Below are 25,470 nucleotides of genomic sequence, written 5' to 3'. Positions count from 1 at the left end.
CCCGGGACGGTGGACGGCGCGCGTCAGTCCGCGAGGATGCGGGACTTCTGCGCCTCGAACTCCGCGGGGCTGAGCACCCCCTGGTCACGCAGCGCGGCGAGCTGCGTGAGCTGCGCGATGCGCGCGTCCATGTCCGGCGCCGCCGCGGGCGCGGAGGGCGCCGGGGGCGGAGAGTAGGTCGGCTGCGGCGCCGCGTACTGCTGCGGAGGTGCCGCGTACTGCGGCTCCTGAGCGCTCTCCTGCGCGGCCCAGCGCCCCGCCTGGCGGCGGGAGACGCGGTTGGAGACGGCGGTCGCGGTTCCGGCGACGACGGCGGTGCGCGCGACGCCGCGGATCAGTCCAGGCACGGGATCCTCCTACGGGACAGGCCGGATCAGGCGTCCGGCTCGGTGGCGTCCAGCGACGCGATCAGCGCCTGGACCGGGATGCGCCCGCTCGCGACGAGCTGGGCGCCGTTGCGGCGCAGGGCGGTCGCGAAGGGCGCCGCCCAGACGTTCTCGTAGACCAGCACGACGGCCGTCATGCCGGGCTCGACGGCGCTCGCGGCCTCGTCGAGGTCGTCGTCGCCGAGCAGGCCCGACCGCGACCCCTCGAACACCGCGAGCTCGGTCGACCCGTCGTCGAGCTCCTCGAGCCCGAGGCCGACGACGCTGCCGTCGGCCTCCCGGCGCACGACGACGAGGTCGAGCACGCGGATGATCCCGCGGTCCACGAGGTCCACGAGGTGCGGGAAGGCGGCGTCGCCCGTCGCACGGTCCGTCGGCAGCTCGATGACCAGGAAGTCGATCGGCCCGCTCTCCTCGAGGTCGCCGAGCTCGCTCCCGACCCCGTCGCTGAGTTCCTGCGTCATCGTCGCGTCCTCTCCGCGTCCGTCCCCGCGCGGCGTGCGCGGGCCTGTCCTCAGGCTCGTCGTGGTCGACGGTCGCGTCCTCACCCAGAACGAGTGAACTCACGCCCGGCGGCGGCGACCGCCGCTACCGGTCCGCCCCGTCGGTCGCGGGCAGCAGGTACTCCACGTGCACGGCGTCGATGCGGCCGTCGAGCGCGAACGGCATGCGGTCCGCGTACGCGCGCGACACCGCGCCGCCGTACGCGCGCCCGACGTCGAGGCAGTCGTTCGCGGAGAACAGCAGCGGCGCGCTCACCGGGACCGTGCCCGAGCCGACGTCGGTGCCGTCGACCCGGAGGACGACCTCGAGCGGACCGCCCGGCCGCGGCTCGACGTACGTCGTCACGACCTCCACCGTGTGGTCGCCGGCCGCGAGCGGCGCGCTCGACCGGACCACGGTCCGCTGGATGAGGAACAGGTTGTACTCGTACGTGAGCACGCCGTCGAGCAGGAAGCACGTGAGCCCGCCGCCCGCTCCGCCGAGCTTGTAGAGCATGCCGTTCGCGGCGTCGGGCACGGACAGCCGGATCTCGACCCGGTTGGGACGGTTGCCGAGCGCCGGGGCGCAGAACTCCGGGACGCGCACCGTGTCGCCCGAGAAGTCCCACGCCGTGTACGGCGGGCTGATCCGGTCCTCGGGGTGCATGGCGACCACCCACAGGCCACCACCCACGGGCAGGACGTCGTTGCGGGCCGCCTCGATCGCGAAGAGCTCCCGGAGCTCGGCGAGCTTCTCGGGGTGCTCGGCGGCGAGGTCGTGCGCCTGGCTCCAGTCCTCGTCCAGGTGGTACAGCTCCCACGGGTCCTGGTCCGGGGTCCAGGTCTGGATCCCCGGCGGCATCCCCTGCACCCACGGGAGCCGCGGACCGGTCGCCGAGGCCATCCAGCCGTCGGCGTAGATGGAGCGGCTGCCCATGATCTCGAAGTACTGCGTCCGACGGCGGCCCTCGGCCCCGGCGTCGTCGATCGAGTAGGCGAAGCTCGTCCCGTCGATCGGGTCCTGCGGGACGCCGTTCACGGTCTCGGGGTGGGAGATGCCGACGATCTCGTAGATCGTCGGCACGAGGTCGACGACGTGGTGGAACTGCGTCCGCGGCACGCGGTCGGGCTCGATGCGCCCGGGCCAGCTCACGAACATCGGGTTCCGCGTGCCGCCGAGGTGGGACGCGAGGAGCTTCATGCCCTGGTACGGCGACGAGCCGGCCCACGCCCACGCGGCGTGGTACTGGTTGTCCGTCGCGGGCGTGCCGAGCGCGTCGAGACCACCGAGCTCCTCCAGGGCCGCGATGTGCTGCTCGACCGTCGACGGGATGCCGTTCTGCGCGAGCAGCTCGCTGATCGTCCCGTTCTGCCCCTCGCCCGACGAGCCGTTGTCGCCCCAGATGTAGACGACGATCGTGTTGTCGGCGAAGCCGAGCCGCTCGACCTCGTCGAGCAGGCGCCCGGCCTGCACGTCCGCGTGCTCGCCGAACCCCGCGGCGACCTCCATGAGCCGCGCCTGGAACGCCTTCTGGTCGTCGGGGATCTCGTCCCACCCGGCGAGGCTCTCGGGCCGGGGGGTGAGCTCGGCGTCGTCGGGCACCCAGCCCGCCGCCTTCGCGCCCGCGAGCGCCCGCTCCCGGTAGGCGTCCCAGCCGTCGTCGAACTGCCCGGCGTACTTGTCCGCCCACTCCTTCATGATGTGGTGCGGCCCGTGCAGCGCGCCGGTGGCCCAGTAGACGAAGAACGGCTTGTCCGGCGCGTTCGCCTTGTGGTCGCGCAGCCAGCGCATCGCGTCGTCGGCGATGTCCTCGCTGAGGTGATACCCCTCCTCCGGGGTCTTCGGCGGGAGCGTCGGGGTCGTGTTGCGCACCAGGTGCGGCTCGTACTGCGACGCCTCGCCCGCGAGGAAGCCGTAGAAGTACTCGAACCCGTACCCGGTGGGCCAGCGGTCGAACGGGCCGGACGACGTCGTCTCCTCCGCCGGCGTGTTGTGCCACTTGCCCCACGCGCCGGTCGCGTAGCCGTACTGGCGCAGCACCTCGGCGATCGTCGCGCTGCTCTTCGGGATGTGCCCCGAGTACCCGTCCCAGTCGTTCGCGAGCTCCGCGATCTGCCCGTTGCCGACCCGGTGGTGGTTGCGCCCGGTGAGCAGCGACGCGCGCGTCGGGGAGCACATCGCGGTCGTGTGGAACCGGTTGTACCCGACGCCGTTCGCGCGGACCCGGTCGAGAGTCGGCGTCCGCACCGCGCCGCCGAGCGTCGTCGGGAGCGCGGGACCGGCGTCGTCGATGAGGATCACGACGACGTTCGGCGCGTCCGGGGGCAGGTGCCGCTCCGGCGGGCGCGGGGAGTACGTGGACTCCTGGATCGTCCGCCCGGCGACGCTCCCGGACCGGCGGGGCGGGAACGGCAGGGACCGCTCGGCGGGCAGCGGCGGCCCGACGACCGTCCGGCGGGGCTCGTCACTCATCGACTCTCTCCTGTCTGTCCAGGACCTCACGGACGGCGCGGGCGTGGGCGGCGACGCGACGACCCGTCGACGGTAGGTCCGTCGCGACGGGGAAGGCATCACGCAGATCGTGCGAACGTCGCTCCCGCGGTCCGCGGGCGCGGCTAGCCTCGGACGCATGACGCACCTCGTGACCGACCTGGAGGACCACACCCCGCAGATCTCCGAGGCGGTGGTCGCGGACCTCCGGTCCCGCCTCCGCGCGACCCGGTGGGTCGACGCCCCGGACGGGCTCGGGTGGGACGCCGGCACGGACGTCGCGTACCTGCGCGACCTGGTCGCGTACTGGGCCGACGGCTTCGACTTCGCCGCGCACCAGGCACGGCTCTCCGCGCTCCCGAGCCGGCGCGCGACGATCGACGGGACCCGCGTCCACCTCCTCCACGCGCTCGCGACCCCGCGACCGGGGGATGCGCCCCCGCTCCCGCTCCTGCTCGCGCACGGCTGGCCGGACTCCGCGTGGCGGTACCGCAAGGTCGTGCCGCTCCTGACCGACCCGGGCGACCCCGCGGCCCCGGGCGGCCCGGCGCAGCGCACCTTCGACCTCGTCGTCCCCGACATGCCTGGCTTCGGCTTCTCCGACGCCCCCTCCGGCCCGACCCCGGACAACCGCACGGTCGCCGCCCTGTGGGCCGAGCTCATGACCGCCCTCGGCTACGACCGCTTCCTCGTCGCGGGCGGTGACATGGGCAGCCACGTCGCGCGGTTCCTCGCGCTCGACTTCCCCGACCGGGTGATCGCCGTGCACCGCACCGACGCCGGGCTTCCCCTGTTCACGGGCGACCCCGCGTCCCTCACGCCCCCGGAGCGCGACTGGCTCGACGAGAGCACGCGGTGGCGCACCGCCGAGGGCGGCTACGCGGCGGTGCAGAGCACCAAGCCGCAGTCGCTCGCGGTCGGACTCATGGACTCCCCCGCCGGGCTCGCGGCATGGGTCGTCGAGAAGCTGCGGTCGTGGAGCGACTGCGACGGCGACCTCGAGTCGGTGTACACGCGGGACGAGGTCCTCGCCCTCCTCACCGAGCACTGGGCGGCCGGCAACGTCGGGGCCGGCGTCCGCGCCTACCGCGCGAACGCCGCGATCCCCCGCGAGCAGCTCGCCCGCTACGTCGACGTCCCGTCCGGGTTCTCCGTGTTCGCCGGCGACGTCGTCCGCCCGCCCCGCGCGTGGCTCGACCGCGTCGCGAACACCGTGTACGCGACCGAGCCACCGCGCGGGGGCCACTTCGCCCCGTTCGAGCAGCCCGAGGTCTACGCCCACGAGCTGCGGTCGTTCTTCGACCGCTTCTAGCTCCCGAGGAGGCCGAGGGTCACGGCGCGCTCGACCGCGGCGCCGCGGGTCGTCGCACCGAGCTTGCGGTAGATCGCGCCGACCTGGGTGCTCACGGTGTTGCGGGACACGAAGAGCCGGCGGCCGATCTCCGCCATCGTGAGGTGGGTCTGCAGGTAGGGCAGGAGCCGGAGCTCGGCCGGGGTGAGCGGCGGTGCCCCGCGCGTCGCCGCGACGGTCTCGAGCCGGGCCCGGAAGGCGGCGACCTCGCCCGCGAGCAGCCCGACGCGCGGGCGGCGACGCAGGATCTCGGCCGCCTCGGCGGCGAGGTGGGTCGCGGTCGTGCGGTCCCCGAGGGCGAGGCACGCGTACCCGAGCTGGAGCCGGACACGCAGCGCGAGGTACGGCATGACGTACGTGCAGGGCACCCGGGCGCGCATCCCGCGCGCGACGAAGCGCTCCGCCGCGGTGTGCTCGCCCCGGTGCGCGGCGACGCGGGCACGCACGGCGAAGGCGATCGCCGTGGTCGAGTAGCCCTCCATGTGGTGGGCGTCGACCGTGTCGACCGCGACGCGCGCGTGCCGCTCGGCGTCGTCCCACCGGCCGTCGTCGAGCGCGAGGATCCCCAGCTCCGCCTCGCTGAGCAGCACGGAGTCCGGGTTCCCCGCCCCGGCCCCGCACGCCACGGCCTCGACGAACGCCTCGCGCGCCGCGTCCCGGTCGCCCACGAGCAGGTGGGCCGAGCCCAGGAGGTGGAGCGCCTGGTCCCGCCACGGGCTCCACGCGGGCTCGTGCTCGACGGCGTACGCCGCGCACGCGAGGGACGCCTCCGGGCCGTCGACGCACATCGCGGCCCGCACCTGGCACCGGGCGGACTCGAGCGCGACGCGGTCCTCGTCGGGGAGGAGGGACGCGTCGAAGCCCTCCAGCACGGCGGCCCACCGCTCGGCCGCCGGGGACTCGCCGAGCAGCAGCGCGCGCCACGCGGCGACGACCATGAGCTCGGGGAACGCCTCGACGACGGCGTCGCCGAGGGTGTCGAGCCAGCGCGTCACGACGGCCACCCCGCCGTCCTGGTACGTCGACAGCGCGAGGCGCCCGACGAGGACGGCCGCCTCCTCGACGTCGCCCGCCGCGAGGAGGTGCTCGACCGCGCGGGCCTCAAGCCCTTCGTCGACGTGCCACGCGGCGGCGCGCCGGTGGAGCGGCGCGACGGCGTCGGGCTCGACCCGGTCGAGCTCTGCGAGCAGGAACTCGCGGAACAGGGCGTGGTAGCGGAACCAGCCGCGGTGGTGGTCGAGCGGGACCAGGAAGAGGCTCGCGTCCTCCAGCTCGCGCAGCCGCTCCGCGGCGTCCGTGGTGCCCAGGAGGGCGTCGCACGTCGGCGCCGAGAGCTGGTCGAGCACGGCCGTGGCGCGCAGGAAGTGCTGGGTCCGCGCGGGAAGGAGGGTCATGCACTCGCGGTACAGGTAGTCGGCGACGAACCGGTCGGTCCCCGTGAGGGACGCCGGGTCCTCGCCGTCGCGCACGAGCAGCGCGCAGAGGAAGACGCCCGTCGGCCAGCCCTCGCACCGCTCGACCACGCGGTCCAGCGCCTCGCCCGGCTCGACCCCCGCGGCGCGGAAGATCTCGCGCGCGCCGGCGGCGTCGACCCGCAGGTCGTCGGGGCCGATCTCGACGAGGTCGCCCTCCACGCGCCGCCGCGCGTCGTACCCGGGCGCGCGGCGGCTCGCGACGACGACCTGCGACCCCGGCGGGACGCCGCCGAGCACGACCTCGAGCGCGTCCCGGCAGGCCACCGAGCCCGCCTCGTGCAGGTCGTCGACGAACAGCACGAACGGCGTGCCCGTGCGCGCGAGCGCGGACGCGAGCAGCGGGGCCGACCGGCCGAGCATCGCCGCGCCCGTGCCGCGCATCTCGGCCGCCACCGCGGCGACCTCGGGCGACACGGGCGCGCACGCGAGGGCGAGGAGCGTGAGCAGGGCGCCGGGGTCGTCGTCGAGCCGGTCGAGGCTGGCCCACGCGACAGCGCGGTCCTCGACGCTCGCCCACTCCGCGAGCATCGTCGTCTTGCCGTAGCCGGGCGGAGCCGTCACCACGACGACCCGCGCGCCGTCCCGCCGTGCGCGCTCGACGAGCCCGCGCCGCGAGACCGCACCGCGGCGCGGCGCCGGTGGCTCGACCTTGCCCGCGAGCAGCGCCGTGCTGAGATCCGGTCGCGCGGTGACCGCCTGACGGCTCCCGTCGGACACGCGAGCAGCCTAGGAGCGGCCCCTGGGGGCCTCAACCGGAGCCTGGGAAATCACCCGGGACGCCGGAGCGCGCCGTCCGACGACGCGCTGCCCCCCGCGGGCCCGGGCCCGTCGGCGTCGTCCCACCCCTCGACGGGTTCCAGGCCCAGGGCGAGCGCGACCCGCGGCGCGGCCGCCACGACCGTCGGCAGCCCGACGACCGGCACGACCGCCGCGAGGACCCCCACCACCTCCTCCGCGTCGACCCCGGCCTCGACCGCCCCGTCGATCTCGGCACCGTAGGTGGGGACCGGAGCCCCGACGGCGACGGCGGCCGCGATCCGCACCAGGGCCCGGTCGCGCCCGGAGAGCGCGTCGTCCCCCAGCCCGGTGCCGTCGGCGACGCGCTCGTCGTTGACCGTGAGCCGCCGGAGCACCTCCGCGTGGTCCACGCCGACCACCCACCCTTCCGACGCGGGTCGACCGGGGCCGGCCGCCCCGGGCCCGTCGCCCCTGCCCGATCGCCCCTCCCGCCAGCATGACGACGGTGCGTCGCGGGGTCGTCACGCAGAACGCATGACGGCCGGAGCAAGGGCGGGGCCGAGGCTCGTCCGGGTGCCGCGCCGCCCCAGCACGAACGGCGCGGCACCCGACGGACCCTCAGGCCGGTCGGACGGCTTCCGACAGGCCGGTGAGGACGTCCTCGCCGGTGACGTGCTGACCTGGCACACGGGCCAGGAGGATCTCGGTGAGCGCGGACTCGAGCGCGCGGGGCAGGCCGAGCGCCTGCAGGTGCGACACGCGCACCGACAGCGGCCGGTCCGCCGTGAGCACGCGGTGGGCGCGCTCCTTGTCGTCGTACGGGACACGAGCGCGGTCGAGCACGGCGAACAGGCGCGCGTCGACGTCGTTGTCCCCGAGCCGTGGTCCCCGCCCGAGGTCGACGACGAGGCAGGACGCCGGCGCGACCGCCTCGACCGTGACGTGCAGCCCGCGGTCGTCGCGCTCGACGAGCGCGTCCGCCCGGGCGCCGTCGACCGTCACGACCGGTCCGTCGTCGTCGGCCGCGAGCGCCGGGAACGTCAGGGTCCAGCGCCGCCGGGCGGGCACGACGCGCGCGTCGCCCTCGACCGGGCCCACGACGGCCCTTCCGGTCGCCTGCTCGAACACGACCGGGGTGCGAGCCTCCGCGGGCGGGGACGACCCGTCCGCCCCGGCCGACGCTCCGCCGTCGGCTCCCACCGGGAGGCCCTCGGCGTCCTCGACGAGGTCGAGCGCGCCGTCGGCCCCGACGACCACGAGGACCTCGACGTGCTCCGGGTGGGCCACGCCGTTGCCCGGGACGGTCGCGCCGTCGAGCGGCACGACCGCGCCCGACCGCGCGAGGACGGGGATGCTCGCGAGGTCGCGGTGCAGCCACGCCTCGCGGCCGCCGTCGTAGACGAGCCCGCCGAGCAGGTCGACCCACGTGCCCTCCGGGAGCCACGCGCGCACCGCGGCCACCCCGGCCTCGCGGTCCGCGGGGGCGGTGATCGGCGCGACGACGAGCTCGGACCCGAAGAGGTACTGGTTGCGGGCCACGTAGGCCTCGGGCTGCTCCGGCCACTCGTGGTAGAGCGGCTGGACGAGGGGCACGCCCTCGCGGGCGGCCCGGACGTTCATCGTGTGCAGGTAGGGCAGCAGGCGGTGGCGCAGGCGCAGCGCCGCGACCTGGGCGTCGCGGGCCTCGGGGCCGAACGTCCACGGCTCCTTGCGCGTGAACGGGTTCCCTGCCGAGTGCAGGCGCAGGACGGGCGAGAAGACGCCGAGCTGCACCCAGCGCGTCGCGAGCTCGTCGTCCTTGGTGCCGTGCATGTGGCCGCCGACGTCGTGGCTCCACCATCCGTACCCGATGTTGCTCGCGGTCGCGGTGAAGTAGGGCTGGAAGTCGAGCGACTCCCACGAGATGACCGAGTCGCCCGAGAACCCGACCGGGTAGCGGTGGCTCCCCGGGCCGGCGTACCGGGAGAAGGTCAGCGCGCGCGTCGCGCGTCCCGCGGCGGCCCGCGACCCCGCGCTCGCGTTGTCGAGGTAGTGGACGTGGTTGAGCATCCACAGCGGGTCGACGCCCGGCACGCGCGAGACGCCGCCCTGCTGCCAGTCGACCCACCAGAAGTCGACCCCGTCGCGCTCGAGGCCCCGGTGGAGCACCTCGACGTACGCCCGCAGGAAGTCCCGGTCGGTCGCGTCGAACGCGATCGGGTCGCCGCCCTCCGCGTCCCGGCCGAGCGCGGCCGCCATCGCCGGGTAGGCGTCCTCGAACGCGCGGACCCCGTCCGCGGGGTGCACGTTGAGCGTGACGCGCAGGCCGTCGTCGTGCAGGGACCGCAGGAACGCCGCCGGGTCGGGGAACAGCTCGCGGTTCCACGAGTACCCGGTCCACCCGCTCCCGTGCCGCGGGTCGACGTCGGTCACGTGCCAGTCCATGTCGAGCACCGCGACCGAGAGCGGGACGCCCTCGCGACGGAAGCGCCGCACGAGCTCCGCGTACGACGCGGCCGAGTACCGGTGGAAGCGGCTCCACCACGTGCCGAGCGCGTAGCGGGGCAGGACGGGCTGCGGGCCGGACAGCGCGTACAGCGCCCGCAGCGCGGCGCGGTAGTCGTGCCCGTACGCGAACACGTACAGGTCCTGGCGCGACCCGTCGCGCGGGGCGACCCAGCCGTCGTCGTCCAGGACGAGGCTCGCCGAGTCGTCGATCACGGCCCAGCCGTCGCGCGAGACCACCCCAGGGCCCAGCGGGACCGGCCCGTCCGCCTCGTCGAGCGTGCGCGCCGTCCCGCCGAGGTTGCCCGGTCCGTTCCCGACGGCGTCGGGCTCCAGCGGGACCGCCGTCGCCGGGACGCCCGGCCCGCGCTGCCCGTACCGCCACACCCCGTGGTAGGCCGAGTGCGCGCCGCGCACCTCGACGCTCAGCCCGCTCGCGGTGAACGGGCCGCCGTCGTACCGCAGGCGCAGCCGGTCCGTGACGACCTCGACCCCGTCCGAGGACCCGGTGGCGGACCGGGTGACCCGGAACTCCGGCACCGGCAGGTCGCGGTGCAGCGCGAACGCCGACGCGCGGTCCTCGAACGCCTCGTCCTCCGCGCGCTCGAGGCGCACGAGCCCGTCGGCGAGCACCGTGATCCGGAACCCGTCGCCCCGGATCGTCGCCTCGGGGCGGGCGACGGGGCTGGTCGGGATGCGGGGCGGGAAGGTCATGTGGGGCAGTTCCTGTCGGTGCTGGTTCGTGATCACGGGAGTCGTGACCGCCGGCGTCGTGGTGGGTCCGTGGTGGCGCACGGGTGGGACGCCGACCCCGGGGTCACGGGCCCGGTGCGGCGCCGAACCCGGGGATACGGGTGGGTTCGGCGCCTGAGGTACCTGCAACCCCGGGTTCGGCGGTGGGCGTCAGCCCTGGGCGGCGTCGAGGAGCGCCTGGGCTTCCTTCTGCGCCTGGGCGACGAGCGCGTCGATGTCCGCGTTCTCGTCCGTGAGCACGGCCTGGACCACCGGGTCGAGCAGCGCGTAGATCTCCTGGGTCGAGCGCGCGGGCTCGGGGACCACCGGCTGGTCGAAGATGTTCTCCGTGTAGGAGCTCATCTGGTCCACCGGCACGTTGACGTAGTCCGCGATCCAGGTGCGCGACTCGAGGTACGTCTGCTCGTCGAAGACCGGGAGCTCCGGGGCGCCGACCGGCTGGTCGTTCGCGGCGGCGGTCTCGGCGTCGAGCTTCGCCGCGTCCTCGTCCGCGAGCTTCTGCATGTAGTAGAAGTCGATCCACTCGACGCCGGCCGCCTGCTCCTCGGGCGAGGCCTTCGCGCTCACCGCGGCGAGCGTGCCGCCGCCGAGGACGCCGCCGTCGCCGACGAGCGGGATGACCGTGAGGCCGTAGTCGTCCGGGTTCATCGCGTTCTGCGTGAAGAGGTTGCCGTAGTTGCCGCCGCCCGAGACGTACATGCCGATCTGGCCCGCGGCGAAGTCCTGGTTGATGCTCCCCCAGTCGTAGAGGAAGTTCGCGCCCATCGAGCCGTCCTCCCACCGCAGCGCGTGCAGGTACTCGAGCACCTCGGTGACCTCGGGGGTGTCGATCGTCGAGGTCGCGGTCTCGCCGTCGAACTCCTGGACGGCGCCGCCGAACGCGTCGGTGAGCGTCGTGAGGATCCAGCCCCCGGTGTTGCCCGACGTCATGGTCGCGTAGCCCGCGACGCCCGTGGCGTCCGCGATGGTCTTCGCGTCCGCGCGGACCTCCTCCCACGTGGTCGGCGGGTCGTCGGGGTCGAGCCCGGCCTGCTCGAACAGCGTGCGGTTGTAGTGCAGGCCCTGGCTGTAGGCGGCGATGGGCACGGCCCACATCGAGCCGTCGGCGGCCTGGCCGGCCTGCGCGACGTTCGGGTTGAAGTCCTCCGCGTACGGGAGCGCGGCGACGAGGTCGCTGATGTCGGCGATCTGCTCGCGCTCGATGAGGCCGCGGCCGTCGGTGAACGGGATGGTGAAGACGTCGGGCAGCGTGCCGCCGGCGAGCTCCGTCGCGAACGTCGTGCCCTCCCACGTGTACTCGCGTGCCGTGACGGTGATGTCCGGGTGCTCGCCCTCGAACTGCGCGACGCGCTCGTCGAACTTGGCGCGTGCGTCGTCGTCCAGGCCGGCGTCGATCGAGACCTCGATCTCGACCGCGCCGGAGCTGGCGACGCCGTCACCCTCGGCGTCGTCGCCGGTGCTGCACGCGGTCAGGGTGAGGACCAGGGCGCCGGTGAGCGCGAACGCGCCCACCGTGGTTGCTGACTTCATCGTCTCTCCTCGGTGCGGACTCCCGCGGCCATGATGGCCCACGGTCTGCTGGCTCGGGTTCCCGCGCCGCCCCTCGGCACCCGTGCGGACCGTCCCGCACGAGCCGCCGTCCCCGGCGAGGTTTAGCGCTATATGTTTAACGCTAAACGCGTCTAGGATCGGTCGTCAAGGAGCTCGGTGGTCACGAGTTGGTCACGGGCCTGGGCGCGAGACCGTCGAGCCCGGTGCCGCACGACGACGTACCGTCGGCTCCCGGGCCGACCACCGCCCGCCCACGCCCCGCCTCGACCGAAGGAGCCGCGCCGCCGATGGCCCGCGTCACGCTCAAGGACATCGCCCGGGAGGCGGGCGTGTCCGTCATGACCGTCTCCAACGTGGTCAACGGCAACCTCGGCCGCGTCTCCCCCGCGACCGCGCGCGAGGTCGAGCGCATCGTCGCCGTGCGGGGCTACGTGCCCAACGGCCCGGCGCAGAGCCTCGCTGCGCGCCGCACGCGCCTCGTCGGCCTGCTGCTGCCCGACCGCGCCGACGGCGGCAGCCTGCTGGGCAGCCCGCACGACGTCGCCGTCGCCGGGGCCGTCGAGGCACGCCTGCGCGAGCGCGACCACCACCTCATGCTCCGCGGCGTCACGCACCACCGCGACGTGCTCGACTCCGTGCAGCGCTGGAACCTCGACGGGATCGTCGTCATGGGCTTCACCGACGACGAGCTCGCGGCGCTCGACCTGCCGCGGGGCGTGCCCGCCGTCGTCGTCGACACCTACGTGGACGCCCCCGGCGCCGCGACCGTGCGCGCCGACGACCTCGAGGGCGGGCGGCTCGCGGGCGAGCACCTGCGCGCCCTGGGCCACCGCGAGGTCGTGCTGTGCGGACCCGTGGGCACGACGAGCCAGGTCGTCCGCGAGCGCCTCGCGGGGTTCCGCACGGGTCTCGGGCTCGACCCGGCAGCCGGGGAGGGACGGGCCCTGGTCCGCGGGGAGACGGGGGACGGCGTCGTGCTCCACGTCGTGGCGGCGAACACGACGTACGACGACGGCCTCGACGCCGCAGCGCGCGTCGCGGCCGAGCACCCCGGCGCGACGGCGGTGTTCGCCACGGCCGACGTCCTCGCCGCCGGGATCTCGCGCGGGCTGGCGCAGGCCGGGGTCCGCGTCCCGGACGAGGTGTCGGTCGTCGGGTTCGACGACGCCGAGATCGCGCGCTACGTCGACCCGCCGCTCACGACGGTCGCGCAGGACACCGCGCTCAAGGGGCGCACGGCGGCCGACCTGCTCCTGGACGCGCTCGACCAGGGCACGTCCCGACCGCGGCGGCCCGCCCCGGACGCGGCCCGCGACGAGCCGGCCGACGGCCCCACCGGCGTCACCCGCATCGACGTCGCGCTCGTCGTGCGTGCGTCGACCGCGCCCGCGCGGTAGCCGGCCCGCGAGCCGGGCCTCCGCCCGCGTGGGGCCCGTGGGAGCATCGGCGCGTGACCGACCACGACGCCTCGGTGCTCGCCCCGCTCTGGCTCCGCCGCGTCGGCGCCTGGTCCTGGCGGCTGCTGTTCGCCGCCGCGGTGCTGGGCGTCGTGCTGTGGCTGCTCTCGCAGCTCCGCCTCGTCGTCGTCGCGCTGTTCCTGGGCCTCGTCCTCACCGCCGTGCTGCGGCCTGTGACGCTGCGCTACCGACGCTTCTCCCACCCGGCGGTCGCGGCGGTGCTCGCGCTGCTCACGGGGGTGGCGGTCGTGGTCGCGGTGGTCGGGCTCGCCGTGACGGGCGTGGCGCAGCAGTGGCCCGACGTCGTCGCCCGGGTCGGCGACGGCGTCGGCGAGCTGCTCGACGCCGCGCGGTCGGGCGGGCTGCCCGTCACCATCACCGACGCGGACCTCGACCGGTGGAGCGCGGGCGTCGTCGACTGGCTGCGCGCCCACGGCACGACGCTCGCCGGCGCGGCCGCGACCCGGCTGGGGACGCTGCTGGTGGCGCTCATGGTGGTCGCGCTCGGCGTGTTCGGCGCGGTGTGCTTCCTCATCGGCGGCGAGGGCATGTGGTCCTGGTCGGTCGCGCAGCTCCCCGCGCGCGTGCGACCTGCCTGGCGCACGGCGGGCGACGTCGCGTGGCGGTTCTTCGGCGCCTTCACCCGCGGCGCGGTGCTCACCGCGGCGTGCGTCGGCGGGCTCGGCTACCTCGTGCTGCTGGGCCTCGGCGTGCCGCTCGCCCTGCCGCTCGCGGTCCTCGTGTTCGTCGGCTCGTTCGTCCCGCTCATCGGGGCGCCCGCGGCGATGACCGTCGCGATGCTCGTCGCGCTCGCGTCCGAGGGCGTGTGGAAGGCGGTGCTCGTCGGCGTCGGGATCGCGCTCGTCGGGCAGCTCGAGGGCCACCTCATCCAGCCGCTCGTCATGGGCAAGCACGCCCGGCTGCACCCGTTCGTCATCGGCGTGGGCGTGAGCGCGGGCACGATCGTCGGGGGTCTGTTCGGCGCGATCGTCGCCATCCCCGTGATCGGGGTGACGTGGGCGGTGTTCTCCGCCCTGCGCACGCCGCCCGAGCCCGACGACGTCCCCGGCGCGGGCGAGGACCTCGCCCTCTCGGTCGCGGGGCGGCCAGGAGCAGGACCGGACGACCGGGACGAGGCCCCCCGCGACGACGAGCGGTGACGCCGTCGTCGCCACGACGAGCCTCCAGCGGCCCCTCGGTCCGCGTCGAACACGACGTCGCTGTCGTTCTGGGCCCCCTGGCGACAGCGACGTCGTGCTCGACGAGGAGCAGGGTCGTGCTCGGCGACGGTGGCGGGACGAGCCGGACGGGCGTGCCAGGCCCCTGCGCCGACGCCCCCGGACCTCGCGGGTCGCGCGCCGGGCTTGCGAGCGCTCGGCACCGAACCGAGCCTGGAGGCGGACAGGCCCGGCGGGGCGCCGAGGGGCGCGACCCGCCGCGACGTCGACCGAGGAGGCCCGATGACCGCGGACACCGAACGCCCCGAGCCCGACTCCGAGCGCAAGCCGCGCTCCCCCTCCGACCTGCACAAGCCGTCGTGGGGCTTCGCGCTCAAGGGCGCCGTCCGCGAGTTCCTGGACGACCAGTGCACCGACCTCGCGGCCGCGCTCACGTACTACGCCGTGCTGGCCGCGGCGCCGGCGCTCCTGGCGCTCGTGTCGATCCTCGGGCTCGTGGGGGACGGCGAGAAGGCCGTCGACTCGGTCCTGACGAGCGTCGAGGGAGTCGTCCCGTCCACCACGCTGAGCATGATCGAGCCGCTCGTCGAGCAGGCCGCGAACACCGACAAGGCCGGGTGGGCGCTCGTCATCGGTGTCGTGCTGGCCCTGTGGTCCGCGTCGGGCTACGTCGGGGCGTTCAGCCGGTCGATGAACCGCATCTACGAGGTCGAGGAGGGCCGCCCGATCTGGAAGCTGCGACCCGTCATGCTCGGCGTCACGGTCGTCGTGGTGGTCCTCGCCGCGCTCGTCGTCGCGAGCCTCGTGCTCTCGGGGCCGATCGCCCGGCAGGTCGGCGAGCTCGTCGGCCTCGGGGACACGGCGATCGCCGTGTGGCAGGTCGCGAAGTGGCCCGTGGCGATCCTGCTGGTGGTGGTCCTCGTCGCGCTGCTCTACCACCTCACGCCCAACGTGAAGCAGCCGCGATTCCGGTGGGTCAGCCCCGGCGCGATCCTCGCGATCCTCGTGTGGGCGCTCGCCTCCGCGGCGTTCGGGCTCTACCTCGGCAGCGGCCTCAGCAGCTACGGCGCGACGTACGGGACCCTCGCCGGCGTCATCATCTTCCTGCTCTGGCTGTGGATCACGAACCTCGCCCTCCTGCTCGGCGCCGAGCTCGACGCGGAGGTCGAGCGCAGCCGGGAGCTCCAGGGCGGGATCGAGGCCGAGGAGCGCCTCCAGCTCCCGCCGCGGGACACGCGCGCGAGCGACAAGAAGGCGGCCAAGCGCGAGGAGGCCGTCGAGCAGGCGCGTGCGCTCCGCGGGAGCGGCGGGCGCTCGGCCGACGCCGACCGCCGCGACGCCTAGCGAGGGCTACCGGGTGGGCGCGGGGTCCGGGATCTCGTCGGGCCGGTAGCGCGGCAGACGGCTCGCGGGGAGGATCGCCGTGGCACTCACGCCGGCGAGGATGAGGAGCCCGATCCGCAGCGTGCCCAGGCGCGCCTCCTCGTTGAGCGCGACGGCCGCGTCCACCTGGGCGGGCGTGGCGTCGGTGCCTGCGAGGACCGTGCGCAGGTCGTCGTTGCTCACGAAGTTGACGGTGTCGAGGTCGACCTGAGCGACGAGCGACGGCGGCAGCTCGGGGTGCTCGACGACCGCGCGCCCGACGCTGAACGACAGGATCGTCACGAGCAGCGCCCCCGCGAGCGCGGTGCCGACCGCCGAGGCGAGGTTCTGCGTCGTGCCGCGGATCGAGCCGACGTCGCCCGCGAGGGTCTTGGGCGCCGCGGTGACGAGCACGTTGAACACGAGCGTCACGAGGGCGCCCTGACCGATCCCGAAGACGACGAGGCCGAGGATCGTGGGCAACGTCTCCCAGTTGTTCGTCACGACGAACGACAGCCAGAGCAGCGCGACGGTGGTCAGCGTGAAGCCGAAGACCCCGATCGTGCGCGGCGGGTAGCGACGGTAGAACCGCACGACGAGCGTCGCGGTGACGAACACCGTGAGGTTGAACGGCATCATCGCGAGCGCCGTGTCGAACGGGGTGCGGCCCTGCACGATCTGGATGTACAGGGGCACCGTGAAGTTCAGCGCGGCCTCGAGCGCGACCACGACGAACATCGCGTACACCGCCGCCCGCTCGCTCGGGCGCGCGAGGACGGACAGGTCGACGAGCGGCACCTTGCCGGCGGCGGTCCGGCGCCGCGTCCACCAGAAGAACGTCTGCCCGAGCACGACACCGAGCAGCACGAGCAGGGGCGCGGGCGAGACGCCGACGAGGTCGAACGGTGCCCCCTCCGAGGCGAAGAACAGGCCCCAGGCGTTGAGGTTGTTGAAGCCGAGCGTGAGCGAGACGACCGCCGCGCCGATGAGGACCGCGGCCACGAGGTCGATCCGGATGCCGGGGTCGCCGGCGTCGGACCGCAGCCGGAAGCTGAGGACGAAGACGGCGACGGCGAGCGCCAGGACGATCGCGAACGTGGGCCGCCACCCGATGAGCGTCCCGAGCGCGCCGCCGATGAAGAACGCGCTCATGCCGGACACCGCGCGCGCCGAGCCCAGCGAGCCGATCGCCGTCGCCTGCTGGGGTCCGCGGTAGTTCTCCGCGATGAGGGCGACGAGCGCGGGCACGATGATCGCGGCCGAGGCGCCGGCGACGGCCTGGCCCGTGATGGCCCATGCGACGGTCGGCGAGAGGATCATGAGCAGCGCCGAGCCGGCGAACGTCGCGACGACGACCCGGAAGATCGCGACCCACCCGATGCGCTGCCCGAGCTTCGCCCCGGTCATGACGAGCGCCGCGACCGCGAGGCCGTAGACGACGATCGTCGTGCTCGCGACGGTCGGCGGGACGCCGAAGTCCTCGACCATGCCGCCCAGCGACACCGGCAGGGCGGCGACGTTGAACGACATGAGGACCTGCGCGAGGAACAGGCCGACCATCGGCACCCACGACCGGCGGTCCTCCGTCGCGGGTGCGGTGCTGCTGTCGACGACGTCTCGAGTGCTCACGAGGCCGGGTCCGTTCTCTCGGTCGGGCGGGTGGGCGTCACGGGGACCTGCGCGGACGACGCGAACAGGTTGAGGCCGAGGGTCCGCGAGAGGTACGCGGTCGCGCGCTTCCCGCGCACGCTGTTCCCGGCCGGGTCGAGCGGCGGGGAGAACGTGCCGATCGCCCCCTTGCCGGGCGCGACGGCGACGATCCCTCCTGCCACGCCGGACTTGGCAGGAAGGCCGATCTCGAACAGCCACTCCCCCGAGCGCTCGTACATCCCGGTCGAGGCGAGCACCGCGAGCGTGTCCCGGCACACCTGCGCCGAGACGACGCGCTCGCCCGTGACCGGGTTGACCCCGCCGTCCGCGAGCGTCGCGCCCATGACCGCGAGGTCGCGCGCGCTCACGCGCAGCGCGCACTGCTTGGTGTAGACGTCGACGACCTCGAGCGGGTCGGCCTCGATCCGCCCGTAGCTCTCCAGGAGCCGCGCGACGGCCTTGTTGCGCATGTTCGTCGCCGACTCCGACCGGTACACGACGCCGTCGAGCTCGAGCGGCCGGCCGGCGAACCGGGAGAGCCCGGTGCGCACGTTCTCCCACTGCTCGGCGAAGGACGAGCCGGGCATGAGCGCCGTCGTCGCGAGCGCACCGGCGTTGACCATGGGGTTGCGGGGGTGGCCGTCGTGGAGCTCGACCGCCATGACGGAGTTGAACGCGAGGCCCGTGTTGTCCACCCCGACCCGTTCGAGCACGCCCTCGTGCCCGTAGGCCTCGCACACGAGCGCGTAGACGAACGCCTTGGAGATCGACTGGACGGAGAACTCGACGTCGGCGTCGCCCACGGCGTGGACCGCACCGCCCGACTCGGCGACGCACACGCCGAACAGCGACCGGTCGGCCTCCGCGAGGACGGGGATGTAGTCGGCGACCGCGCCGTCGTCGTTCCCGCGGTAGCGCTCGTGCGCCGCGCGGACGTGCTCCTCGACGCGGTGCCAGCCCGGGAGCGAGCCGGTCGCGACCTCCTGCTCGACGCCGTCGACGTCCAGTCCCATCCCGTTCCCTTCGTCCGGATCGTCCACGACGATCACGCGCGATGCTGCCACGCCCGCACCGGGTGCGCAGGGGGAAGCCGCGGCGGGAGATCACCGCGCGGCGGCCGGGGTGCTGGTCTCGCTCGACGGATCCGTGCCGGGCGTCGTCGCCCTCAGTCGTAGGACGCCGCCTGCCAGTCGTGGTAGATCGACACGTGGGTGTCACCGTCGCCCGTGAGCCGCAGGGCCAGGTAGACGTCCCACCGGAGCTCCTCCGAGGCGAACCCGTCGCCCGGGCCCTGGAGCTGCGTCAGGTACTCCTCCGGCATCCCGAGCGCGTCGCCCACGCACTCGACGTCGTCCCAGGTCGGGCCGGCCCCCGTCCCGACGGCGTCGAAGTCGATCGACCCGTTGTCGCGGTCGACGGTCGCGCCCGTGCGGCCGAGGTCGCAGTCGTCGAACGCGACCGCGACGGCGTCGATGTTCGCCTGGCGCTCGAGGCGCGGGCGCTGGTCGAGGTAGACGACGAGCACGGTCGCTGCGACGAGGACCAGGACGACGGCGAGGACGACGACGAGGACGAGACGTCGGCGCCTCGGGCGCGCGAGGGTCGGAGCCTGCTCACCGGCGGCGGGAAGGTCGGGTGGCAGCGTCATGGGTCCCCCTGGTCTGTGTGGACCGCACCCGGCGGGACGGGCGGCGGTCGATGGTGGCCGCAGAACGCAGAGGAGCGCCGTCGTCCGGCCGCCGACCCTACCGGTCGCGGGGGCCCGTCGTGCCGGGCTTGACGCCAGCGGGCTCTGCCCTACGCTGAGAGAGCGCTCCCTCATGGTCTAAAACGGACATCGTCGATCGGGATCGCTGTCGCCGGGCGTAGGGGCCTCGGCGACGAACGCCACCGGCGCGGGCACCGCCGCCCGCCCCGCCTGCCTGAGAGGTGAGCATGACCCGACCGCACGCCGACGTGCGCCGTCACCCTGACGCGCGCCCGCGGACCCCCCGCAGCACCCCCCGCAGCACCCCCCGAGGCCGGGCGACGACCACGGTCGCCGCCGTCGCGCTCGTCGCCGGCCTCGCGCTCGCCGCGCCGCCGACCGCGGGCGCCGAGCCCGTCGAGAGCCCGGACGTCGTCCGCGTCGGCGCCGGCTCGTACGCGTCCGCGCCGCCCGCCGCGCTCGACGGCCCGAACCGCGACGTGAGCGGGTTCGTCGACAAGGACCTCTACCTCGACGAGTCCCTCGCGGGGACCCCCGTCCCGACGAACGCGTGGTGGACCGACCTGCTCGTCAGCAGGTACTCGGGCGACCTGTGGGCCAACCCCCTCGTCGTGTCGAACGCGCGCGAGGGCACGCGCCTCACGCTCCCGACGCGCTGGAACGACGCCGGGACCGCGCGCGTGCTCGAGTCGCCGATCGTCGTCGGCGCCACGGCCGAGCCCGCGCTCGGCCCGAGCGACGTCGTCATGGCCGACTTCGAGGACGGCTACCCCACGGGCTGGGCCGCGACGGGCACCGCCTTCTCCGGCGGCCCGGCCGCCGGGACCGCGGCGGGCCAGAGCCCCGTCTCGGGCTTCCTCGGCAACCGCCTCGTCAACTCGTTCACCGCGGCCCAGGGCGACGGCGCCACCGGCACGCTCACGTCGCCGACGTTCACCGTCGACCGTGACCACGTCGCGTTCCTCGTCGGCGGCGGCAACCACCCGGGACAGGAGGAGGTGCGGCTCGTCGTCGACGGGCAGACCGTCCGGGCCGCGACCGGCAAGGACTCCGAGCAGCTCGCGTGGGTGACCTGGGACGTCGCGGACCTGCGCGGCCGCACGGCCCGCATCGAGGTCGTCGACCAGCTCCAGGCGGGCTGGGCGCACGTCCTCGTCGACCAGGTCGTGCGCACCGACGACCCCGACGGGCTCGAGACCCGGTTGTCCTCGACGTTCGCGGCGCAGGACGCGACGGTGACCGGCTGGGGCGAGTGGGACGTGTCGTGGCGCCTGCGCGGCGAGGGCGAGACGGCCGACCGGCCGCAGGGCATCGACGTCACCGCCGCGCGCGGCGTGCCGTACGTGTGGTTCGAGCTCGACGGCGTGCAGCCGCGGATCACGGTCGACGAGGACGCGGAGCTGTTCGGGCTCGACGGCGCCCCGCTCACCCTCCCGGCCGACGTCTCGGCGCTGCGCGTCCAGCAGGACGGGCGCTCGTACGGGATCCACCTGCCCGACGGCTCGCACGTCGAGCGCGCGGGGAACGCGCTCCTCGTCACGGCGAGCGCCCCGTACCTCGTCGTCTCGGCCGTGTCGCAGGGCGCGGGCTCGGGCGCCGACCTGGCGGCGATGCACCAGCGGGCGTTCGCCGTCGTGCGGGACACGCGCATGGAGTACGACTACGACGTCGCGAGCGGCCTCGTCACGCAGACGTGGGACGCCGACACCGAGGCGCTGCAGGGCGCGAACCTCGACACGCTCCAGGGCTGGCTCCCCCACCACTACCGCGAGGCGGACCAGGATCTCGCGTTCACGGGCGGCACCTACGACACCCCGCGCGGGCTCCTGCGGACGACCGCGGGGCACGGTGGCTGGGAGCTGCGGTACCCGTTCGAGGGCATCGTGCCGTTCCTGCCCGACCCCGAGGGCACCCCGGGGTACGACCGCGAGCGCATGGTCCGTTACGTCGAGGACTACGCGGCGAAGACGGGGTACGGGGGCGACACGTACTGGGGCGGCAAGGACGTGCTCCAGCTCGCCGAGTACATGGCCGTGGCCAAGGAGATCGGGGCCGACGACGCGTACGCGACGCTCAAGGGCTCCCTGACGACCGCGCTCGACGACTGGTTCACGTACACGCCGGGCGAGACGGAGCACTTCTTCGCGCGGTACCCCACGTGGCAGGCGCTCATCGGCTTCTCCGACTCCTACGGGTCGCTCGAGTTCACCGACAACCACTTCCACTACGGCTACTTCACCCTGGCGGCGGCCTACCTCGCCCTGGAGGACCCCGAGTGGGGCGCGCAGTACGGCGACCTCGCGACGCTCGTCGCGAAGCAGTACGGCAACTGGGACCGTGACGACGGCGCCTTCCCCTACCTGCGCACGTTCGACACGTGGCAGGGCCACTCGTACGCGGGCGGCCTCAGCTCGCCCGGGGGCAACAACCAGGAGTCGAGCTCGGAGGCGATCCAGTCGTGGGTCGGGCTGTTCCTGCTCGGCTCCGCGCTCGGCGACGACGCGATGCGCGACACCGGCGCGATGGGCTACGTGACGGAGCGCGCCGCGGTCCAGGAGTACTGGTTCGACTACCACGGCCGCGCCGGCGCGCCCGCGTCCGAGGGGCCGGGCAACTTCCCGGCCGCGTACGAGCACGGCACGACCGGAATCCTCTTCGACTCCGGCCAGGCGTTCGCGACCTACTTCTCGGGCGACCCGGCGTGGATGTACGGGATCCAGTGGATGCCGACCGGTCCGTGGTTCTCGTGGTTCGGCGAGGACGCCGACTTCGGCACCGAGCTCCTGGCCCGGATGTTCGACGAGCGCCCCGGCGTCCTCGGTGAGTACGTGCCGGGCGACAACGGCGGGAACCTCGCCCGCGCCGCCAAGCAGTGGTACGGCGTCGGCACCGACTGGGGCGCGGACGTGCAGCTCGACCGGGCGGCGGCCGTGCGGTCGCTCCAGGACGGCGTCCGCAACGCGTACCGGCACCACGCCGCGTACGTCACCGCGCGCACGGCGGCGAACCCGCTCTACGACGCCGGCCGGGGCGCGCTGCTGTTCTCCGTCGGCGCCGACGGGGAGCTCGTCTTCCCCGCCGACGTGTGGAACCCCGACGCGCTGCCCGCGGCCCTGCGCCCGGTCGCGCCCCCGGCGGACGCCCCGGACCGGGACCCGAAGGAGTGGGCGACGTCGTGGCCCGCGTTCCGCTACCTGTCGACCGACTACACGGGCGACCCCGGCGCGCTCGAGGACCTCTACGCGTACGACGTCCGCGGCTTCGATCCAGGCGACGCGGGCGACGTCGCGCACGCGGCGGACGTGTACGCCCGCATGGGCGACGCGCTCGGCAACGTCGTGCTCGGCTACGTCGCACAGGTCGACCCGGACATGTACGCGGTGGTGTCGGCCGAGCTCGAGGAGCGCGGGGACCCGGTGGCGCGCGGCGTGTCCATGGCCGGGCTCGTGCACTACACCGGCCTCGCGAACCGCGGGCTGGGGCAGCACACGACGGACCGCCGGGTCGGGACGCCGACGAGCCAGGTGTACCGCGACGGGGACGCGTACACGTACGTGGTGTTCAACCCGACCGACGAGCAGCAGCGCTACCCGGTCTACGAGGGGGCGCGACAGGTGGGGACGATCGACGTGCCGCCCGGGCAGGTCGTGCGGCACCGGCTCGACGCGACGCTCGACCGCGTCGAGGTGAGCGCGGCGGGCTCCGTCCGGACCGTGCCCGCGGGCCAGGAGGTCGCGCTCACCGCGACCGGGTACGACCAGTACGGCGCGGTCGTCGACCTGCCGGGGCTGACGTGGACCGTCGACGCGGGCGGGACGGTCGCCTCGACCGGCGCCCGCACCGCGACGTTCCGCGCCACGCAGGACGCCGACCCCGTGGCGGTCCGGGCGTCGTCCGGTGGCGTCACCGGCACGTACGCGCTGCGCGTCGGTGCGGCGCCCGCCCTGGCCGGCGTGAGCGTCGAGCCCGCCTTCGCGCGCGTCGTCTCCGGCGAGCGGCAGGCGTTCTCCGCGACGGGCGTCGACCAGTACGGCGACCCGTTCCCCCTCGCGGGCGTGGCGTGGTCGGCGGGCGACCGCGGGAGCGTCGCCGACGGCGCGTTCACCACGGGGGCGGTCGGCGCCGGGCGCATCACGGCGACGGCGGGCGGAGTCACCGGATCCGCGGTCGTCGCGGTCGTGGCGGACCTGCCCGACGTCGCGCACGGCAAGGCGGTCACGGCGAGCTCCGCGGTCGGCGCCGGGGCCCGCCCTGAGCTCGCCGTGGACGGCGACGCGAGCACGCGCTGGGAGAGCGAGTGGGCCGACGGGCAGTGGATCCAGGTCGACCTCGGCGCGCGCCACGAGCTCGAGCAGGTCGAGGTCGACTGGGAGGGCGCCGCGGCGGCGACGTTCTCCGTGCAGATCGCGGACGCGCCGGACGGCCCGTGGCGGACGCTGCGGACCGTGACGAAGACCGACGCCTCCCCGGACGCGATCGAGGTCGACGGCGCGGGCCGCTACGTCCGGCTCGACGCGCCGACGCGGCTCCTGCCCGCGTACGGGGTCTCGGTGTTCGAGCTGCGCGTGCGCGGCGTCCGCGCCGGGGACGCCGTGGCCCCGACGACGGTGCTCGTCTCGCCCGGGTCGGCGCACGTGCGCCCCGGGTCCGCCCTCGACCTCACCGCGTACGCGTTCGACGCCGCGGGGCACGGCGGTCCGACGGCGGCGGCGTGGTCGGTGACCGGCACGTCGACGATCAGCGCGGCCGGGCGGCTCACCGCCCAGGGCTCCGGGGCGGCCGTCGTGACGGCGCGGGTCGGCGGGCTGAGCGGGACGGCCGACGTCGTCGTGGGCGGCACGCCCTCCGGCGGCGGGACGGGCGACCCGGGCACGGGGGTCGTCGAGCTCGCCCAGGGCCGGCCGGCCGTCGCGTCGAGCGTGAGCGGGGGCCAGCTCCCGGGGCTCGCGCTCGACGGCGACCCGGGTTCCCGGTGGGAGAGCCAGTTCGCCGACGACCAGTGGCTCCGGGTCGACCTCGGGCAGCGCGCCGCGCTGACGCGGGTCGAGATCGACTGGGAGACCGCGGCACCCGCGCGGTTCTCGGTCCAGGTCGGCGACTCGCCGACGGGCCCGTGGACCACGCTGCGCACGGTCGCCAAGACGTCCGCGGCGCCCGACGTCGTCGCCGTCGCGGGGACCGGCCGGTACCTGCGGATCGACGCACCGGAGCGCCTCACCCCGTGGGGCGTGTCGATCTGGGAGCTGCGCGCCTACGGGACGCCGTCGGCGTGACGCGGCGGGGTCGGCGCGCGACGCGCCGACCCCGCTGCGAGCCCCGCGCGCTCAGGCGCTCGTGCGGCGGACGACGACGGACGGGAACGTGCGCTCGTCGTCGCGGCGGCGGCGGTCCAGCAGGGCCGCCGTCGCGGCGGCCGCGATCCGCTCCACGGGGTGGGTCGCGGTCGTCAGTCCCGGACCGGCCTGCTCCGCGAAGGGCTGGTCGTCGAACCCGGTGACCGCGACGTCGTCGGGCACGCGGACACCGTCCTCCGCGAGCGCGCGCATCGCGCCGACGGCGAGCGTGTCGCTCATCGCGACGAGCGCGTCGACCCCGGGCCAGCGCCGGCGCGCCTCGCGGGCCGCCTCCGCGCCCGCGAGAGCCGTGAGGTCGGCGGCCACGACGCGGTGCGGGACGCCGGCGGCGCGCACGACCGCGTCGTACGCCTCGACGGCCCGCCGCGCGCCGGGGAGCCAGCCGGGCCCGGTGAGCATGACGACGTCGCGCCGCCCGTCGGCGAGCACGTGCTCGACGAGCGCGGTGATCCCGGCCGCGGCGTCGACGTCGTAGGAGGGCACGCGGCCGTCGGCGGGACCGATCGCCGCCACGCGGGAGAGCAGCGTGCGCGGCACGCTCGCGAGCACCTCGGCGGAGTAGTCGACGAGCAGCACTCCGCCGACGCCCGGGTCGCGCGCGAGCCGGGCCAGCTCGTCGCGCGGGTCGCGACCGAGCCAGCGCAGCGCCACGCCGACGCCCTGGGTGTCGGCCGCGCGGCTGGCCGCCGCGACGACGCGCGCGACGTAGGGGTCGCCCAGCAGGTCCGCGGACGGCGACCCGACCGCGACCACGACGCGCTCGCCCCGCCCGCTGGCGAGCGACCGCGCACCCGGGTGCGGCACGTACCCGAGCTCCTCGACGGCGGCGAGGACCGCGCGGCGCGCCGCGTCGGACACGGGACCCGTGCCCCGCACGACGCGCGAGGCCGTGGACCGCGAGACGCGGGCCGCCGCGGCGACGTCGTCGAGCGTGGTGGGCGGCATGGCGATCTCCTGGGCGGTCCGGTCGGCGGTGACGGGCGGCGCCCGGAGCACCACGCTAACCCGCGGAGGGCCGTCGGTGGAAGCGTTCCCACGGTCGTGTCGGGG

Annotated in this window: 16 protein-coding genes; 5 read left to right on the top strand and 11 right to left on the bottom strand. The window is 75.0% G+C overall.

Annotated elements, in window-relative coordinates; genetic code table 11:
- Positions 1 to 23: 23 nt before the first annotated feature.
- The 3 genes from JOE63_RS02160 to JOE63_RS02150 all read right to left on the bottom strand — a co-directional run bounded on the left by JOE63_RS02160 (position 24) and on the right by JOE63_RS02150 (position 3,341).
- A complete protein-coding gene (locus JOE63_RS02160) occupies positions 24 to 347 on the bottom strand; it encodes an SHOCT domain-containing protein (protein WP_087470539.1) in 324 nt (107 codons plus the stop codon).
- A gap of 26 nt (positions 348 to 373) precedes the next feature.
- Complete coding sequence (locus tag JOE63_RS02155; RefSeq protein WP_087470538.1) at positions 374 to 850, bottom strand: DUF6325 family protein; 477 nt, start codon at positions 848 to 850, stop codon at positions 374 to 376.
- Positions 851 to 974: 124 nt separating this feature from the next.
- Positions 975 to 3,341: an arylsulfatase gene (locus tag JOE63_RS02150; protein ID WP_204538749.1), complete on the bottom strand. Its 2,367-nt coding sequence runs from the start codon at positions 3,339 to 3,341 to the stop codon at positions 975 to 977.
- A 157-nt stretch (positions 3,342 to 3,498) separates the two neighbouring features.
- On the opposite strand from JOE63_RS02150, the gene JOE63_RS21310 reads away from it, so the two are divergent.
- On the top strand, positions 3,499 to 4,671 hold the full coding sequence (locus tag JOE63_RS21310; RefSeq protein WP_204538746.1) for an epoxide hydrolase family protein: 1,173 nt from the start codon (positions 3,499 to 3,501) through the stop codon (positions 4,669 to 4,671).
- On the opposite strand, the gene JOE63_RS02140 is transcribed toward JOE63_RS21310, so the two are convergent.
- From JOE63_RS02140 to JOE63_RS02125, 4 genes are all read right to left on the bottom strand, one after another.
- Positions 4,668 to 6,902, bottom strand: a complete 2,235-nt coding sequence (locus tag JOE63_RS02140) for an AAA family ATPase (protein ID WP_307839900.1) — start codon at positions 6,900 to 6,902, stop codon at positions 4,668 to 4,670. The two genes, JOE63_RS21310 and JOE63_RS02140, sit on opposite strands and share 4 nt — an antisense overlap.
- Positions 6,903 to 6,952: 50 nt before the next feature.
- Positions 6,953 to 7,333, bottom strand: a complete 381-nt coding sequence (locus JOE63_RS02135) for a carboxymuconolactone decarboxylase family protein (protein WP_087472648.1) — start codon at positions 7,331 to 7,333, stop codon at positions 6,953 to 6,955.
- 208 nt (positions 7,334 to 7,541) lie between these two features.
- Positions 7,542 to 10,121: a glycoside hydrolase family 31 protein gene (locus tag JOE63_RS02130; protein WP_204538743.1), complete on the bottom strand. Its 2,580-nt coding sequence runs from the start codon at positions 10,119 to 10,121 to the stop codon at positions 7,542 to 7,544.
- Between the two features lie 189 nt (positions 10,122 to 10,310).
- Positions 10,311 to 11,690 (bottom strand): ABC transporter substrate-binding protein, encoded by a 1,380-nt coding sequence (locus JOE63_RS02125; protein ID WP_204538740.1) that lies wholly within the window; start codon positions 11,688 to 11,690, stop codon positions 10,311 to 10,313.
- Between the two features lie 308 nt (positions 11,691 to 11,998).
- Here JOE63_RS02125 and JOE63_RS02120 point away from each other — a divergent pair, with 308 nt between their 5' ends.
- The 3 genes from JOE63_RS02120 to JOE63_RS02110 all read left to right on the top strand — a co-directional run bounded on the left by JOE63_RS02120 (position 11,999) and on the right by JOE63_RS02110 (position 15,690).
- Positions 11,999 to 13,108: a LacI family DNA-binding transcriptional regulator gene (locus JOE63_RS02120; RefSeq protein ID WP_087470533.1), complete on the top strand. Its 1,110-nt coding sequence runs from the start codon at positions 11,999 to 12,001 to the stop codon at positions 13,106 to 13,108.
- Positions 13,109 to 13,161: 53 nt separating this feature from the next.
- A complete protein-coding gene (locus JOE63_RS02115) occupies positions 13,162 to 14,328 on the top strand; it encodes an AI-2E family transporter (protein ID WP_204538737.1) in 1,167 nt (388 codons plus the stop codon).
- 300 nt (positions 14,329 to 14,628) lie between these two features.
- A complete protein-coding gene (locus JOE63_RS02110; RefSeq protein WP_204538734.1) occupies positions 14,629 to 15,690 on the top strand; it encodes a YihY/virulence factor BrkB family protein in 1,062 nt (353 codons plus the stop codon).
- A gap of 6 nt (positions 15,691 to 15,696) precedes the next feature.
- Here the strand turns inward: JOE63_RS02110 and JOE63_RS02105 are convergent, their stop codons facing one another.
- From JOE63_RS02105 to JOE63_RS02095, 3 genes are all read right to left on the bottom strand, one after another.
- Complete coding sequence (locus JOE63_RS02105) at positions 15,697 to 17,337, bottom strand: MFS transporter (protein WP_307839899.1); 1,641 nt, start codon at positions 17,335 to 17,337, stop codon at positions 15,697 to 15,699.
- Entirely contained in the window at positions 17,334 to 18,371 is a 1,038-nt protein-coding gene (gene glsA, locus JOE63_RS02100; RefSeq protein ID WP_204538731.1) for a glutaminase A, read from the bottom strand. The genes JOE63_RS02105 and glsA overlap by 4 nt, the downstream gene beginning before the upstream one ends.
- Positions 18,372 to 18,523: 152 nt before the next feature.
- The gene (locus tag JOE63_RS02095; protein ID WP_087470529.1) at positions 18,524 to 19,006 is read right to left on the bottom strand and encodes a hypothetical protein; all 483 of its coding nucleotides are present in this window, start codon (positions 19,004 to 19,006) and stop codon (positions 18,524 to 18,526) included.
- A 287-nt stretch (positions 19,007 to 19,293) separates the two neighbouring features.
- Between JOE63_RS02095 and JOE63_RS02090 the strand changes: the two genes are divergently transcribed.
- A complete protein-coding gene (locus tag JOE63_RS02090; RefSeq protein ID WP_204538728.1) occupies positions 19,294 to 24,339 on the top strand; it encodes a glycosyl hydrolase in 5,046 nt (1,681 codons plus the stop codon).
- Positions 24,340 to 24,390: 51 nt separating this feature from the next.
- On the opposite strand, the gene JOE63_RS02085 is transcribed toward JOE63_RS02090, so the two are convergent.
- Positions 24,391 to 25,365, bottom strand: a complete 975-nt coding sequence (locus JOE63_RS02085) for a LacI family DNA-binding transcriptional regulator (protein ID WP_204538725.1) — start codon at positions 25,363 to 25,365, stop codon at positions 24,391 to 24,393.
- Between the last annotated feature and the right edge of the window lie 105 nt (positions 25,366 to 25,470).

The sequence above is a fragment of the Cellulosimicrobium cellulans genome (assembly GCF_016907755.1).
In the GTDB taxonomy this organism is placed as follows: Bacteria; Actinomycetota; Actinomycetes; order Actinomycetales; family Cellulomonadaceae; genus Cellulosimicrobium; species Cellulosimicrobium cellulans_D.
This window is presented reverse-complemented; position numbering and strand designations above follow the sequence as displayed.

Excerpts from the sequence above, each read along its gene's own strand:
- JOE63_RS02085 (WP_204538725.1), bottom strand. The coding sequence starts at position 25,365 with ATGCCGCCCACCACGCTCGACGACGTCGCCGCGGCGGCCCGCGTCTCG.
- JOE63_RS21310 (WP_204538746.1), top strand. The coding sequence starts at position 3,499 with ATGACGCACCTCGTGACCGACCTGGAGGACCACACCCCGCAGATCTCC.
- glsA (WP_204538731.1), bottom strand. The coding sequence starts at position 18,371 with ATGGGACTGGACGTCGACGGCGTCGAGCAGGAGGTCGCGACCGGCTCG.
- JOE63_RS02130 (WP_204538743.1), bottom strand. The coding sequence starts at position 10,121 with ATGACCTTCCCGCCCCGCATCCCGACCAGCCCCGTCGCCCGCCCCGAG.
- JOE63_RS02095 (WP_087470529.1), bottom strand. The coding sequence starts at position 19,006 with ATGACGCTGCCACCCGACCTTCCCGCCGCCGGTGAGCAGGCTCCGACC.
- JOE63_RS02155 (WP_087470538.1), bottom strand. The coding sequence starts at position 850 with ATGACGCAGGAACTCAGCGACGGGGTCGGGAGCGAGCTCGGCGACCTC.
- JOE63_RS02125 (WP_204538740.1), bottom strand. The coding sequence starts at position 11,690 with ATGAAGTCAGCAACCACGGTGGGCGCGTTCGCGCTCACCGGCGCCCTG.
- JOE63_RS02090 (WP_204538728.1), top strand. The coding sequence starts at position 19,294 with ATGACCCGACCGCACGCCGACGTGCGCCGTCACCCTGACGCGCGCCCG.
- JOE63_RS02110 (WP_204538734.1), top strand. The coding sequence starts at position 14,629 with ATGACCGCGGACACCGAACGCCCCGAGCCCGACTCCGAGCGCAAGCCG.
- JOE63_RS02120 (WP_087470533.1), top strand. The coding sequence starts at position 11,999 with ATGGCCCGCGTCACGCTCAAGGACATCGCCCGGGAGGCGGGCGTGTCC.
- JOE63_RS02150 (WP_204538749.1), bottom strand. The coding sequence starts at position 3,341 with ATGAGTGACGAGCCCCGCCGGACGGTCGTCGGGCCGCCGCTGCCCGCC.